General features: G+C 58.7%; 14 protein-coding genes and 1 riboswitch. All 14 genes read right to left on the bottom strand.

The window, feature by feature from the left end:
* Nucleotides 1–102: 102 nt before the first annotated feature.
* Nucleotides 103–274, bottom strand: a riboswitch (cobalamin riboswitch).
* Between the two features lie 13 nt (nt 275–287).
* Nucleotides 288–563, bottom strand: coding sequence for a hypothetical protein (locus tag GTO91_RS02160; protein ID WP_161254221.1), 276 nt, complete (start codon nt 561–563; stop codon nt 288–290).
* A gap of 101 nt (nt 564–664) precedes the next feature.
* Nucleotides 665–1846: an LL-diaminopimelate aminotransferase gene (locus tag GTO91_RS02155; RefSeq protein WP_161254218.1), complete on the bottom strand. Its 1182-nt coding sequence runs from the start codon at nt 1844–1846 to the stop codon at nt 665–667.
* A gap of 309 nt (nt 1847–2155) precedes the next feature.
* A complete protein-coding gene (locus GTO91_RS02150; protein ID WP_161254215.1) occupies nt 2156–3118 on the bottom strand; it encodes a dipeptidase in 963 nt (320 codons plus the stop codon).
* 146 nt (nt 3119–3264) lie between these two features.
* Nucleotides 3265–3525 (bottom strand): stage V sporulation protein SpoVS, encoded by a 261-nt coding sequence (spoVS, locus tag GTO91_RS02145; RefSeq protein WP_012283429.1) that lies wholly within the window; start codon nt 3523–3525, stop codon nt 3265–3267.
* A 215-nt stretch (nt 3526–3740) separates the two neighbouring features.
* On the bottom strand, nt 3741–4523 hold the full coding sequence (locus tag GTO91_RS02140) for a TIGR00282 family metallophosphoesterase (RefSeq protein ID WP_161254212.1): 783 nt from the start codon (nt 4521–4523) through the stop codon (nt 3741–3743).
* Nucleotides 4524–4652: 129 nt separating this feature from the next.
* Nucleotides 4653–5174 (bottom strand): hypothetical protein, encoded by a 522-nt coding sequence (locus GTO91_RS02135; RefSeq protein WP_161254209.1) that lies wholly within the window; start codon nt 5172–5174, stop codon nt 4653–4655.
* Between the two features lie 146 nt (nt 5175–5320).
* Nucleotides 5321–6850 carry a ribonuclease Y gene (gene rny, locus GTO91_RS02130; RefSeq protein WP_161254206.1) on the bottom strand — a complete coding sequence of 510 codons (1530 nt, stop codon included), beginning with the start codon at nt 6848–6850 and terminating at the stop codon, nt 5321–5323.
* A gap of 370 nt (nt 6851–7220) precedes the next feature.
* The gene (locus GTO91_RS02125) at nt 7221–7826 is read right to left on the bottom strand and encodes a regulatory protein RecX (RefSeq protein WP_161254202.1); all 606 of its coding nucleotides are present in this window, start codon (nt 7824–7826) and stop codon (nt 7221–7223) included.
* A complete protein-coding gene (gene recA / locus GTO91_RS02120; protein WP_161254200.1) occupies nt 7823–8863 on the bottom strand; it encodes a recombinase RecA in 1041 nt (346 codons plus the stop codon). The genes GTO91_RS02125 and recA overlap by 4 nt, the downstream gene beginning before the upstream one ends.
* Before the next feature lie 102 nt (nt 8864–8965).
* Complete coding sequence (gene thpR / locus GTO91_RS02115) at nt 8966–9364, bottom strand: RNA 2',3'-cyclic phosphodiesterase (protein ID WP_161254197.1); 399 nt, start codon at nt 9362–9364, stop codon at nt 8966–8968.
* Nucleotides 9365–9415: 51 nt separating this feature from the next.
* Nucleotides 9416–10462, bottom strand: coding sequence for a DUF881 domain-containing protein (locus GTO91_RS18325; protein ID WP_161254194.1), 1047 nt, complete (start codon nt 10460–10462; stop codon nt 9416–9418).
* The gene (locus GTO91_RS02105) at nt 10459–11217 is read right to left on the bottom strand and encodes a DUF881 domain-containing protein (protein ID WP_161254191.1); all 759 of its coding nucleotides are present in this window, start codon (nt 11215–11217) and stop codon (nt 10459–10461) included. The genes GTO91_RS18325 and GTO91_RS02105 overlap by 4 nt, the downstream gene beginning before the upstream one ends.
* Before the next feature lie 62 nt (nt 11218–11279).
* The gene (locus GTO91_RS02100) at nt 11280–12902 is read right to left on the bottom strand and encodes a DEAD/DEAH box helicase (RefSeq protein ID WP_161254188.1); all 1623 of its coding nucleotides are present in this window, start codon (nt 12900–12902) and stop codon (nt 11280–11282) included.
* 108 nt (nt 12903–13010) lie between these two features.
* Complete coding sequence (locus GTO91_RS02095) at nt 13011–14285, bottom strand: competence/damage-inducible protein A (protein ID WP_161254185.1); 1275 nt, start codon at nt 14283–14285, stop codon at nt 13011–13013.
* Between the last annotated feature and the right edge of the window lie 622 nt (nt 14286–14907).

The raw sequence follows: 14907 nt of genomic DNA, 5'->3' as shown, positions 1-14907 counted from the left end.
AAAATCCCACCCCCTCAGCAAGGTGTGGGATTTGACACAAATGCAAACCTGGGGAATCAAAAGACCATTCCCCGGTCCGGTCACCTCCCCCGTAGCGCGCGGGTTCTCGCGGTGGGGGCAGTCAGGTCTCCTGGCTCAGGCTCATCGGAACGCTTCGCCTTCCCGGTTCCCCGGTGGCCTTAGAAGCGCCCTCCCCGTCACAGTGGCGGCACCGCGTCGGATTCGCACCGACTTCCCTGCGTCATACGTGACGCCTGCCCCGAATATGCGTAATGTGATACATAAAATTATTCGCCGTCTTTTGAATCATTCCTGCAAATCCAAAGAACTTTTCTGTCGTCACTGCGGATCAGGGACAGTTTTTCGACATCACTTCGCCGAGATCGCCGCAGGCGGCGGTTTTCCGCCTCGAGGCGTGCGATCGCATCCCGCCGTTCACTGTCCACCGTCTCCAGCAATGCCATCAACACACGGCGACTGAGTCTCAACTGATTCAGCCGTGAGCGCAGGTAATCCACTTCGTCCTTCAGCGCTTCCAGCGATTCGCGATTTCCTTCTCCCATGGGTCCCGCCCTCCTGCCTGTGTCTTATCACCATTTTATGTCAAAGGCAGGCGAACTATCCCACAAGAGAGACGTCGATCGATCGTAAAGATAGACTTGGCTCAACCGCCGAAACGATATCGCTTGGCGATCCGTTCGACGGCCTTTTCCAATCGCGCTTCAGGGACAACCAGGGCGATGCGCACATACCCCTCGCCGCGCTCCCCAAAGGCGTTGCCTGGGACGACGAGCACACCCGTTTCACGCAAGAGTTCCTCGGCAAAGGCGAAGGAGGAGGCAAACCCTTCGGGCACAGGCGCCCAGACGAACATGGAGGCCTTCGGCTTATCCATCTGCCAGCCGATGCGGGCCAAGCCGTCGACGAGAACATCGCGCCGGCGCTGGTAGGCCCCGGCGTTTTCCTCGACGATCGCCTGGGGTCCCCGCAAGGCCGCCACGGCCGCCCATTGGACCGCCTTGAAGACGCCATAGTCAATATTGGACTTCAGATTGGCCAAAACGGCCAGAACCTCCCGGTTGCCGACCGCCATACCCAGACGACACCCAGCCAGGTTATAGGACTTGGATACAGAATGGAACTCGATACCCACCTCTTTGGCGCCAGGCGCCTGCAGGAAGCTGACTGGTCGGTAGCCATCATAGGCCAATTCCGAATAGGCGATGTCGTGGAGCACAATGATGTTGTTGCGGCGGGCGAAATTGACAACACGGGTAAAAAAGTCTAGCTCCGCCGTCGCTGCGACGGGGTTGCTCGGGTAATTCAGGATCATCAGTTTGGCCCGGCGGAGGATGTCTTCCGGAACGGCGTCCAGATCGGGCAGATAGTCACGCTCCCGTTCCAACGGAAGCGGATAGGGGACACCTTCGGCGAGAAGGACGCCCGCCGTATAGATCGGGTATCCCGGATCAGGGACAAGGGCGATATCACCGGGATCGAGCAGCGCGAGACCAAGATGGCCGAGGCCGTCCTGGGAGCCCATCAGGGAGAGGACCTCTGTCTTCGGATCGAGGTTGACGCTGAACCGTTCCCGGTACCAATCGGCGACGGCGCTTTTGAACTCGATCAGCCCGTCCGTTAAAGCATAGCCGTAGGCGTCGTCTCGGGCCAGCGCATCCATGAGCGCTTGCCGGACATGGGGAGCCGGGGGGCGATCAGGGCTGCCGATACCGAGGTTGATGACATCAACGCCGCCTGACTCTACCTCTTGCCGGAGCGCATCCATGCGCGAAAACATGGCAGATGATAGGCTAGCCATCCGGCGAGCCGGTTTCCATTCAAACATGCTATGTATCTCCCCCGTATTCACATATTGCCAACTCTCATTCTAGTCCTATCACGGGGGATGTTTCAAGGTTTCCTTACTTTCTCCCTCAGTCCATTTCCTTTTCTATCGACGACTCGTATTCGCTTCCGTCGGTGCATTCATTGCAGGGAAGACAATCCCCGACACGATCGGCATACAAGCAAGTTTCACAATGGAGGTCTCGACGCTCCATGCGGCCTCCCCCTTTGTCCCGTTCCTTGTCCCTATTCTTTGCTTCCGCCTCCGTTACCCATACACGAAATCTTCATATTTTACCATTTTCTTAAATCATTCCGGTATTTCACCCGGTCGCTCCGGCAGGGATTGGGCGAGCAGTCGTATGAGATTGCCGCCAGCAACGGCACGGATCTGGTCGTCTAAAAAACCCCTTCTCCCCAATGCTTCCCACAACCGCGGCAGGCAACAGGCCCCTTCCAAACCGTGAGCGAAGCGGTCAGCGCCATCAAAATCACTGCCGATACCGACGTGTTCAACACCGCCGCCCGCCTGGCACGCCTGCTCGATATGATCCGCCACACCCTCTACATCCCCCCGTGACTCACCGAGAAATTCGGGGTAGAAGGTGATCCCCATGATGCCGCCCTTCTCTGCCAACGCCGCGATCTGGCGATCATCGATGTTGCGGGGATGATCCTGCAAACTGCGGCAGCAGGTGTGGGAGACGAGCCAGGGCCGGCGGCAGAGGGCGACGAGATCCCAGAAGCCGGCTGGCGCGATATGGGCTGCGTCTACAACCATGCCGAGAGCCTCCATTCGGTCGACCACCTGTCGTCCAAATCGAGTCAAACCGCCCCTGCTCCCTTCCTCCCAACTTCCGTCTGCCAAGAGGTTGCGCTGGTTCCAGGTCAAACCGATGGAGCGGACGCCGAGACGAAAGAATATGTCCAACAAGGCGAGGGATCCGGCAAGCGCCTCGCCTCCCTCAATCGCCAGCAGGGCGCCGCAGCGATTTCCGACTTGAGTCATTTCCTCCTTCCACCGAAGCGGAAAAAGGAACCGGCGATGCCCATTGACCATCCGGTGGTACGCTTCGATCAACTCCAGTGTACGCCGGAGGCTGCCGTAAGGTTTATAAGCCTCGCCGATATAGGCGGCTAAAAACTGCAGGACTACTCCTCCCCGCCGTAAGGAACCGGCGCTTACGGCGGCAGCACCATCGTCGGAAAATGAGAAACCGTCATCACGGACTTTTAGCAAGGTGTCACAATGGGCGTCTACAGCCTGGAACAAGGGGATTCCCCCTTTCACTGACATACAAGGGTTAACATCGGAAGATAAGGGATACCGAACAGATAAACAAGCCCCCAGAAAGTAAGAGACCTGCCCACGAGAGGCAGGTATCCGATTGCTTATGTACGTGGCGCTTCGCGTTCGCGTCAGCGCGGTTCCACGATCAGTTTGATCGCTGTCCGCTCTTCCCCATCGATTTGGATATCTGTGAAGGCGGGGATGCAGATGAGGTCTACCCCCCGGGGAGCTTCAAAGCCGCGTGCGATTGCGACCGCTTTAACTGCCTGGTTCAGGGCGCCCGCCCCGATGGCTTGAATCTCGGCGCCGCCTCTCTCTCTTAACACGCCGGCCAAGGCGCCTGCCACTCGGTTCGGGCTGGATTTGGCTGATACTTTGAGCACTTCCATGTCAACGGCCTCCCTGTTGTTATTTTCTTGTAATTTCCACTAATGTGTGTTTCTAGAGTACACCGAAAATTGTTTTTTTTCAATCTATTTTTTCTCCATTTTTATCCTGTTAATATCGATCCAGAATGGACAAGGGCGCCCGCTGCTTGCCGGGCGCCCCTCGTTCTCCTTTGCCTATATCGTCTGCTTGTATCCCACTGCCATTACGATTTCTCTTAACCGTCAAACCTCTCGAAAACACGCTCAATCTTCGTTGCTTTCCCCTTATCGCCCAGGGTGATGATGACGGCGCAAAACTGCAAGGGTCCTGTGGCCGTCTCGAAGCGGACCGGCAAGCCGGTGATAAACTTCCGCAGGATCGCTTCTTTTTTCACGCCCAACACGGAGTCGTGGGGGCCCGTCATCCCTACATCGCTGATATAGGCAGTCCCGCCGGGCAGGATACGCTCATCGGCTGTCTGCACATGCGTATGGGTGCCCACCACCGCTGCAGCGCGCCCATCCAGGTGCCAGCCAAAGGCGACCTTTTCCGACGTAGCCTCGGCGTGAAAGTCAACGAACACATAATCGGTCTGACCGTGCAGCGATTCAAGCATTCGGCCCACACCGTAAAAGGGGCAGTCCAGGTTATCGAGGAAGACACGGCCGCAAAAGTTGCCCACGGCGATCCGTTTTCCATTCGGCAACGTGAACAAGCCCCACCCCCGCCCTGGCGCACCCATGGGGTAGTTGGCCGGACGGATGAGGCGCGGCTCGCTGTCGATGAAGTCCATGATCTCCCGTTTGTCCCAGACGTGGTTGCCCATTGTCAGCACATGGATCCCCCGGTCGAGCAGTTCATGGGTGATCTCCCGGGTGATGCCGTTGCCACCGGCGGCGTTTTCACCGTTGGCGATGACGAAATCAATCGCTCGCTCCCGCACCAACTTGGGCACCATCAATTCCACGGCCCGCCGTCCCGGCTTGCCGACGATATCGCCGATAAACAGAATGCGCAAATCCCTTCGGCCTCCAACGTAGTCTTTTTTCTCTCTGCTGTATTTTCCCACTATGCAGGAAACTGTGGCTGATGTCAACCACAGTTTCCCTTGATCCCGATTGGGCTATGTCCGAAGCGATCACTTTACTCACTTATTGTAGACCATGACCCGGCCCTCTTCCCGGAAAGCATAGACCTGTTGGTCATAGCCGCCGCTCTTCAAGCTGTCCAGCATATGAGAAATGAGTTCTTCCTGCCACAATCGCTCCTCTTCCTGCAATGCTTCCCCCTCATCTTCCGAGAGGATCACCTGGCCGGCCTGCTGGTTCAGCAGGTCGATCAGAAGGGCAATCTCGTTCAATGAGAGGCTTTCCACATCGCGGTAGACCTCCAGGCTGGCCAGGCCATCGCCGAGGCGCGGTTCGACCGATGTAACCGACGGAGAGAGACCCTCCAGTTCGTGAAAGACCTCCAGGGCTGTTTTGACACCCTGGGCGATGGCAGGCAGTTTGTCCTTGCTGCTCTCGCGCTGCAGGAGAAAGGTGAACTTTAAAACCCGGCGCGCCGGGTCGTAATTGACGGTGCCTACTTCCGGATAACGGACCAGGATCGAGATGAGCAGTCCCATGCTGCCGTTTACTTCCGGTCCCTGCTTAAAACGTAAGCTCAAAAGGGTCACTCCTCGCGGCTATCGAATGTGAACTGTTTCTACATAGGATGGCAAAATCCTTCCCTATTCGTCCGCGAACCTGGGGAAAGCTGCTGGCAAAACAGGAAGGCCGACCCGCAGCGGATCGGCCTTCGCTCGACAACGGTTTACTTGGCGTAGTCAACCGCTCTGGTTTCGCGGATGACGACGACTTTGATTTGACCGGGATATTCCAGTTCAGATTCAATCCTTTTGACAATTTCCCGGGCGACACGGAGCGACTCGGCATCATCCACCTTGTCCGGTTTGACCATGATGCGGATCTCACGTCCGGCCTGGATAGCGAAGGCTTTTTCAACGCCTTCGAAGGAGTCGGCGATCTCCTCAAGCTTTTGCAAACGCTTGATGTAAGATTCGAGGGTCTCTCTGCGGGCGCCCGGCCGGGCAGCCGATACGGCGTCCGCCGCCGCCACAAGGACGGCCTCGATGGTGCGCGCCTCTTCGTCGCCATGGTGAGCGGCGATACAGTGAATGACCTCCCGCGATTCGCGGTACTTCTTGGCCAGGTCGATGCCGATGCTGACGTGGTTGCCTTCCATCTCATGGTCGACGGCCTTGCCGATGTCATGCAACAGACCGGCTCGGCGAGCCAGGACAGGATCGACGCCCAATTCGGCAGCCATCAGGCCAGCCAGGTGAGCCACCTCGATGGAGTGTTTGAGCACGTTCTGCCCATAGGAGGTGCGCCAGCGCAACCTGCCCAGGAGCTTGATGAGTTCGGGATGGAGACCGTGAATGCCCGTCTCAAAAGTGGCCTGTTCGCCTTCCTCGCGGATGCGTGTTTCCACCTCTTTTTGAGCCTTCTCGACCATCTCTTCGATCCGAGCCGGGTGAATCCGCCCGTCCAGGATCAGCTTCTCCAGGGCGATCCGCGCCACCTCGCGGCGGATGGGATCGAAACCGGAGAGAATGACCGCTTCCGGCGTATCATCGATGATCAGATCGATGCCCGTCAGCGTCTCCAGGGTCCGGATGTTCCGTCCTTCACGGCCGATGATGCGGCCCTTCATCTCGTCATTGGGCAAAGCCACAACGGAGACGGTCGATTCAGCCACATGGTCGGCGGCGCAACGCTGAATGGCCAGCGAGATGATCTCGCGAGCGCGCTTTTCCGCCTCTTCCTTGGCCTGGTTCTCAATCGTCTTGATCATCATGGCCGCTTCATGCTTGACTTCGTCTTCAATGTTGGACAGGAGCAGCGTCCGCGCCTCTTCCGAGGTCAAGCCGGACAGCCGTTCCAGTTCCGCCACCTGCTTTTGCAGCGTTTCCGCCAGCCCGGCCCGGAGTTTTTCGATTTCATCTTCACGGCGCTGCAGGTTGTCTTCCTTGCGCTCCATCGATTCCATCTTCCGATCCAGGGACTCTTCCTTTTGCAGCAGGCGACGTTCCAGACGCTGCAACTCGTTGCGCCGTTCCCGGTTTTCCCGTTCGGCCTCGGTGCGCATCTGGTGAACCTCGTCCTTGGCCGCCAGGACCGCTTCGCGGCGTTTCGCTTCCGCCTCTTTCACGGCGTCATCCACGATCTGGCGCGCCCGGTCTTCAGCAGAGCCGATTTTCCCCTCAGCGATGGACTTGCGGTAAAAAATCCCGCCCACAAAAGCGATGACGGCCAATAAGCCGGCAATAATCCATTCCACTTATATTTTCACCTCCTCGCTTTTCCACTTAACGATAAATAAAGTAGTTGGCAAAATAGAAAAAACCGAGAAGAAACTCGGTTTTGGGAGGATTCATTCCACCTGTATCTATGGCGAATGACTCACAGCCTGCCAAAAGGAGGCTGTGACGCCTATTTTCTTATATGCCCATCACAGCACCCGGAGAGGGTCGAGATGCTCCTATATCCTCACACGTAGGGAACGCTGTTGAATGTAATATATAAGAAACGCCCGTCACAAGCGGCGTGAAAAACTCCACGAAAACCTTTACTTCCCTTTGACTATTTTAATATTTTTCAGATATTGTGTCAAGTTGTCCACGTCCTCACCAGCATCAACGGCACGTTGCCTAAACATCAAAAGTGAACCGCCCTTCGGCCTCCAGGCTGTCAAGAAGCCGGTAGATCAGCGAAAGAGGGAATCCCTTCTGCTGCAGGTGACGTCCCAGGCGGGCGGCCAGTTCCCGCCGCAGGCCCGGCTCAACAGCGCCGGCGTCAGCATGAGAAAATCGTCTTGAGCGCGCCCACTCGGCCAGCTTTTTTTCGGCGAGCCTGCGCGCCCGCGCCTCCTCTTCCGCTTCCGGGAGGAACTCGTCGATGACGGTTTTCGCCGCCTCTTCCTCGATGCCCCGGACGGCAAGGTCCCGTATCAACCGCTGGGAGCCTGTGGAGGAGGTTTCGACACGGTAACGGGCAAAGGAGCGGGCGAAGCGGCTATCATCGAGGTATCCCCGCTCCAGAAGCCGCTCAATGATATCTTCGATAACCTCCTCGGCGCTCTCTTCGGCAAGGCCGAGGCGGCGCAACCGGGTCTCCACCTCACGACGACTCAGGGAACGACGAGAAAGCCAGAGGAGGGCCTTTGTCCAGGCCTCCTCCGGCGTTACCGGCTCTGTAGGCGTTTTCCCTTTTCCACGCATGCCGCCGAATCCCGAAGGACCCATGGCTGCGCTCATTCAGCGTCTCCTGCGGCAGGGGCGGCGACAGCGGCCAAGCGTGCGCTTTCGGTGCGTCCCCGGATCATGCTTTCAATCTCCGCCGCCAGCGCAGGATGGTTGCGCAGGAATTCCTTGACGTTCTCCCGGCCCTGACCGAGCCGGTCGCCTTTGTAGGAGTACCAAGCGCCGCTCTTCTCGACGATGCCCATGTCGACAGCCAGGTCAACAAGACTGCCTTCGCGGGAGATGCCTTCGCCGTACATGATATCGAAATCGGCCACCTTGAAGGGCGGGGCCACCTTATTCTTGACAACCTTCACCCGCGTGCGGGATCCGATCATGTCAGAACCCTGCTTGAGGGTGTCCACCTTGCGGACCTCCAGCCGGACGGAACTGTAAAACTTGAGCGCCCGTCCGCCCGGTGTCGTCTCGGGGTTGCCGAACATGACGCCAACCTTTTCGCGGATCTGGTTGATGAAGAGGCAGCAGGTCTTCGATTTGGAGACAACGCCGGTCAGTTTGCGCAGCGCCTGGGACATAAGGCGCGCTTGCAAGCCCACATGGGCGTCGCCCATCTCGCCGTCAATCTCCGCCTTGGGAACGAGGGCAGCGACGGAGTCGATGACGACCACGTCGATGGCGCCGGAGCGGACCAGGGCCTCGCAGATCTCCAGGGCCTGTTCGCCCGTATCGGGTTGGGAGACGAGCAGGTTGTCGATATCGACGCCGAGATTGCGGGCATAGGCCGGATCGAGGGCGTGTTCAGCGTCGATGAAGGCCGCCATGCCGCCCAACTTCTGGGCCTCGGCGATGATATGTAGCGCCACTGTCGTCTTACCGGATGATTCGGGACCGTAGACCTCGACGATCCGTCCGCGCGGGACGCCGCCGATGCCCAGGGCCATGTCCAGGGCGATGGAACCGGTGGGGATGACCTCCACCGAGAGCTTTGCCGTCGCTTCGCCGAGCCGCATGATGGAGCCCTTGCCAAAGGCCTTTTCGATCGAGTTCAAGGCTTGTTGCAGCGCCTGCAGTTTGTTGTCTCCAGCAGCCATCTGTCCGTGTCCCCCTTTTTCGATTAGGAACCCTTTCCAACCCTGTCGATTTGATATGAATATACCGTTATTTGGCACAGATTGTCAATATGGACATTTTTTTCAATCAAAAAGGATTTCCCGGTATGTGCTGTATTGCGGACCCCGGGATGTCAAGCGACTTTCCGTGTTCTGCTGCACCAAGGTCTGCAATTGCCCCAACTGTCCGTCGGGATCTTTGACGCCCAACCAGAGCACACGGGGCGCGTTCCAGCGGGGAAAAGCGCCGAAGCCGCCAAAACCGATCGGGAAGGGCTTGAATCCGGCCAGCCGCCCAGCTGCGTCGTCAGCAAGGACCTTAGCAAGAGAAGGCGCAACATCACCGAGAAACTTGATGGTGATGTGCATCAGCAGCGGCTTCACCCAATTCGCCTTGACGCCGGCCTGCAGCAGTGCACTCTGGGCCTCGCGGCAGGCTTGCCGGACCGGCTCCGCTAGGTCGACGGCAAAAAATGCGCGCACAATGTTTCCCCCTTACGCGAGGCCGCTGGCGCCTCCCAGCGCTCAATGAGCTTATCCGCCGTTCCCGCCGGTGTTGCCACTGGCGCCACTCGGCTGATTGGACCGCTGGCCGGTTGCGCCGTTGGCCGCGCCGCCCGTGGTGGTTCTCGATGAGCCGGCGATTCCGGATCCCGCGGCGTTCGCACCTGCTGCTCCCGCGCCGGCGCCGGAAACCCCGGTCGCTTTGGCGTTGCCAGTCGCACCCCCGGTCCGGCCCGTTGCTCCCTGGGCCGCCGGTTGGATGGCCGGTGGGTTCGTCCCCGGTTGGATCGCCCTTGCCGCCCCGGAATCGCTGCCTACGTTTCCGCCGGCGCCTACACCCGCCGGGGGCGTTTTTTCAAGCACAGGTTTGGCATAGCGGAACTTCAGCGTATCTGAGTAGGCTGGGATTTCCACCTCAGATTGCTTGAGGATCTTCACATCGATCTTGTTTTCTTTCAGGCTGGCGATTTTTCCGTCTGTGACCTGGAGGTAACGGGACAACTCATCAGCGTTGCCGATCGCGTCGATGACAAAAACATGATTGCGGCCGCTGCTGATCGGCGTTTTGTTCACCAGGATGTTGTTGCCGGAAACGTAGATTTCCGAGTTGGCCACAATGCGCTGGCCATTGATGGCGATGGCTTCGGCCCCGCCGTAGCGGAGGATGTTAACAAGGTCCATCAGATCAAAGATATCCAGCGACAGGTTGGGGACGAGGTGATCATCCAAGGTCAGGCGAATGCCGGGACCTTTGACAGGATAGTAGCCGGTGAGGATGCGCAGCCGGTCGATCTCATCGGACAAGCCGGCGCCGACAACCCCTTTGGCCACTTCTTCGTACTTAGCGATCTCCGCCTTGGTCCGGGCCACCTCTTTTTCCAAACTGGCGTTGTCGTTATCCATTTTTTCCAGGATCCCCATCAGGGAGTTGCGCCGCTCCTGGATCTCGGAACGCCCCTTGGCGATCAGGGTGGCCGTGTTAAACTGGGTCACCAGCAGGATACCGAGGGCCAGGGCCACAATGGTGGCCGCCACCTGCCATTTTTTCCACTGCATCTTCACGTTTATCACATTCATGGCTGTGTCCCCGCCGCCTGGTCGTCCTGCACCGCTTTGGCGTATTGAAACTTTACCTCTCCCCGGTAAGGGGGGAGGTCGATGCGGTCGCTGGGAACAACGTCAAAAACGATACCGTACTGTTGGCGCAGGTTTTTCAAGAAGAGCGTCGTCATCGCCATATTGACGGAGGCTGTCAGCGTTTTCGGGTCGCCGACAGCGCTGATGACAAAGGGCGGCGTGATGTACTCGCCGTTGACGAAGATGGTCGTTCCGCCGCAGAAGATCTCCGAGGTGCTGATCAGCCGCTGGTCGTTGATGCTGATTGCCTCGGCGCCACCCGTCCAGAGGGTGTTGACCAGTTCGCGCAGGTAGGCGTCGTGGATGTAGTAGTTATTCGGGTCGTCCTTGCGGATCGTCTCCAGTTGCTGCGCCCTGGGGCTGTCGTTGAGGGTGATAACGATTCCCGGGCCCTCGACGCGCGTCAATCCGGCGGTGATCCGCGTCTTTTCCAGGGACTGCTGGAGCGCCTGCTTGGAATTCTCCCCTTCGCGGTATTTTGCCAACTGGCCTTTCAGTTCCATAAGCTGCGCCGCTAGCGCCTCTTTGGAGCGTTCCGTTTGAATCAGCGTCGCTGTCAGTTCATCGACCGAAGCGGCCGAGGACTGGCGGACGATCTCCGTCTGGGTCCGCCACTGGACCGTCGTGGAGAGGCCGATGAAAAAGCAGACAAGGGTCACCACGGCGATGGCCTGGTTGCGCCGATTCCATTGCATGCTTTGCTCCCCCTCTCCCCCTAAACCAGGAAAGGCCGGACAAGCCGACCTATATTCCGGTTCTAGCGGGCTTTGGCCGGTTCGACGCTGATCTTGCGGCCTTTGATCATGTTCTGGTGCATGACGCCCATGACGCGGCCGGCCACGTCCTCGGGCACCTCCACAAAGGTAAACTTGTCGTAGATGTTGATGACGCCGATCACGTTGCCAGGGATGCCGGCCTCTTCGGCGACGGCGCGGACGATGTCCTGGGGACGGATGCCCTGGGCGCGACCGATGTTCATGAACAGGCGGACCATACCCGGTTCAGCGCCGGTGTTGCCGAATTCGGGGGCTTCATCCTTCTCCACTTCCGCCTCAGGGCCTTCGACGAGCAATTTGAGGGTGGCTGCGGCGATTTCCATCGGATCGTAGTCCTCGGCCAGTTCGCTGATGATGCTCTTGTACTCGCCAAAGTGGCCGCCGTCGAGGAGCTTGACGATCTTCATCTTGTGAGCTTCCTTCTGCCGCTCGACAATGTCGGCCATGGAGGGCAGATCACGCCGCTGGATGCGGGCTTTGGTCACCCGCTCGATGAGCTTCAACTGGCGGTATTCGCGGTAGTTGATCAGGGTGATGGCGATACCCTTGCGACCAGCCCGGCCGGTCCGGCCGATGCGGTGAACATAGGACTCGGGATCCTGCGGGATGTCGTAGTTGATGACGTGGGTCACGTTCTCCACGTCGAGGCCGCGGGCGACCACATCGGTGGCGATGAGCAGTTCGGCCTTGCCGTCACGGAACTTCTTCATCACCCGGTCCCGCTGGGCCTGGGTCAGGTCACCGTGGAGACCTTCGGCGAAATAGCCCCGCGTCTCCAGGGCGGCCACCAGTTCGTCGACGCCCCGCTTGGTGCGGCAGAAGATGATCGACGAGCCGATCTCCTCCATATCGAGGATGCGGCAGAGGGCGTCCACCTTCTGGGACTCCTTGCACTCGTAGTAAACCTGTTCGATCAGAGGAACCGTCAGCTTATCCCGGGAGATGGTGACAAACTCGGGCTCTTTCATGTACTGGCGGGCCAGTTGCTGGATCGGCCCCGGCATGGTGGCCGAGAAGAGCAGCGTCTGCCGTTCCTCCGGCGTTTCCTTGAGGATGGCTTCGATGTCTTCGACGAAGCCCATGTCGAGCATCTCATCGGCCTCATCGAGGACGACCATGCGCACATTGTTCAGGCGCAGCGTCTTGCGGCTCAGGTGATCGAGGATCCGGCCCGGCGTGCCGATGACGACCTGGACGCCGTAGCGGAGCGCCCGGATCTGGCGGTCGATGGACTGACCGCCGTAGACAGGGAGGGCCTTCAGATCGCTTTGGCGGCCGATTTTGCTGATCTCCTGGGCGACCTGGATGGCCAATTCCCGGGTGGGGCACAGCACGAGGGCCTGGACGCGCCCGTCGCGGGGGTTGAGCGTTTCGGCCATGGGGATGCCGAAGGTAGCCGTCTTGCCGGTGCCGGTCTGAGCTTGGCCGATCAGGTCCTTGCCCTGCATGATAACGGGAATCGCCTTGGCCTGGATGGGAGAGGGCTCTTCAAAGCCCATGTCGAAGATGGCCTTGGCTACCTTCGGGCTCAACTCGATCTCGCCGAATTTCACCTTATCCTTGGCCTTGTCCTGATCGTTTACTATGTTCTTGTTTTCTACCATTTTTGCTCTCCTTCATTTTTTTCTCACAACAGTTATTAAAAGAGGTGTACTCTTCTTGTAGGGTGCGCCTTTACCCTCTTATCCGGAGGGGCAGATTGTGTGTTGCCCTTACGGTTCCCCTGGCCGGTCGGCATTCCCTCCCTCCCCGGTCAGGTACAACCGCAACCGGTTGAGGACGGTGAAGGCTGTCTTTTCCTTGATCGTCACCCGGTCACCAAAGAACTGCAGCTTCTCCACCTCTTCTTTGTCCTGGGAAGCCAGTGCCATATAGACGAGGCCGACTGGCTTTTCCTCGCTCCCTCCGCCCGGTCCGGCGATGCCGGTGACGGCCAAGGCGACATCGGCGCCGGCAAGGCGGCGCGCGCCGCGCGCCATGGCCAGCGCTGTCTCAGGGCTGACGGCGCCATGACGGCGGAGGATCGCCTCATCGACACCGAGCACCTGCGCTTTGGCCTCATTCGAATAAGAGGTGACGCCGAGGAGAAAGTAGGCCGACGATCCCGCCACATTGGTGAGCAGGTGGCTGATCAAGCCGCCAGTGCAAGACTCTGCCGCCGCCAATGTCCGTTTTTGCTCGGCTAGCAGACGCCCCGCCACAGAGGCGATGCTCTCCTCATCAGCCCCATAGACGAAGGGATGGAGGCGGCGGCGGATTTCAGCCTCCTCGCCGGCGATCATCGCCTCGGCTTCCTTCACTGAGGTTGCCCGCGCCGTCAGGCGCACATGAACCTCCGCCGTCTTCGCCAGGAGCGCAATGGTTGGGTTCGAAGCCTGCAGCAGGTCGCGCAGGTGGTCCTCCACCACCGATTCGCCAGGTCCGATCACCTTCAACGTCTTCGAGTGCAGGACACCGGGGCTGACCTGCGTCCGATCGGCCAAATAGGGGGCCACTGTCTCCTCAAACATGGGCTTCATCTCAAAGGGCGGTCCCGGCAGCAGGATGACCGTCTTGCCCTCGGCTTCGACGATGATCCCCGGCGCCGTTCCCAGGTGGTTCGGGATAATCCGGGCGCCCGCCGGGATCAGCGCCTGCTTGATGTTGTTCTCCGGCATGGGGCGTCCCCGGCGCCGGAAAAAAGCCTCGATGCGCGCCAGCACCTCGGGGTCCCTTTCCATGGGCAAGCCGAAAATCTCGGCGACCACTTCCTTGGTCAGGTCATCCAGGGTTGGGCCCAGACCCCCCGTGGTGATGACCAGATCAGCCCGTTCGAGGGCCTTTTCGATGACACTCCGGATCCGCACGGGGTTATCTCCCACCGTCGTCTGGAAAAAGCAATAAACGCCCAGCCCGGCCAGACGCTCGGCCAAGTACTGGGCATTGGTGTTTAACGATTGACCCAGCAGCAGTTCCGTTCCAGTGGACACGATTTCGGCGCTTATCATGATAACACCCCCATCAAGCTTTTTCAACGGAGGGGCGCGAAAAAGGAACGTTTAAGGAGGCGTTCCGAGCCTTTTTCTGCTGGAATAAGGCGATCCTGAACGCTTCCTTTATTATTTACCCGTTCCTTTTCCAATTATATCTTTTTCACACGCTTTGGGGAAGAGTGCCTGGGATGAGCCTGCGGCCCTTGTCAATTCCACGCCCCATACGTAATCCCTCCCGAAAAACAAATATGTTGACATGGACAGGCGCTATGCTACGGGTGTATCGGCGGTGGCGCAGGACTGGGTTTCGGCAACACCTATACCCGGTTTCCCGGCGGCATCGAAAATTTTTTATCTGTGGGAAACCCGTCGTTTTGCAACACCGAGTTGGCAAAAAACATGGTGAAAAATATGCCTGCCCTCCTTCATGGCGAAGCCTATAAGCAAAGCCCGGAATTCGCGAAATCTTTTGCCGACAATCTCCCCTATTACGACACACCTACGGAATATATTACATTAAGCCCTTAGAAAACCTCAAAGCCGGCGAGACGCCAGCGGTGGTCGTCTTTCTGATCACGCCGGATCAACTCACCGCCTTGGTCGTGTTGGCCAATTACTCGGTCTTTTAGACGTTTCG

Source organism: Heliomicrobium undosum (assembly GCF_009877425.1).
GTDB classification, from domain to species: Bacteria; Bacillota; Desulfitobacteriia; order Heliobacteriales; family Heliobacteriaceae; genus Heliomicrobium; species Heliomicrobium undosum.
The sequence above is the reverse complement of the archived record's forward strand: the minus strand, read 5'-3'. Positions and strand labels throughout refer to the sequence as shown.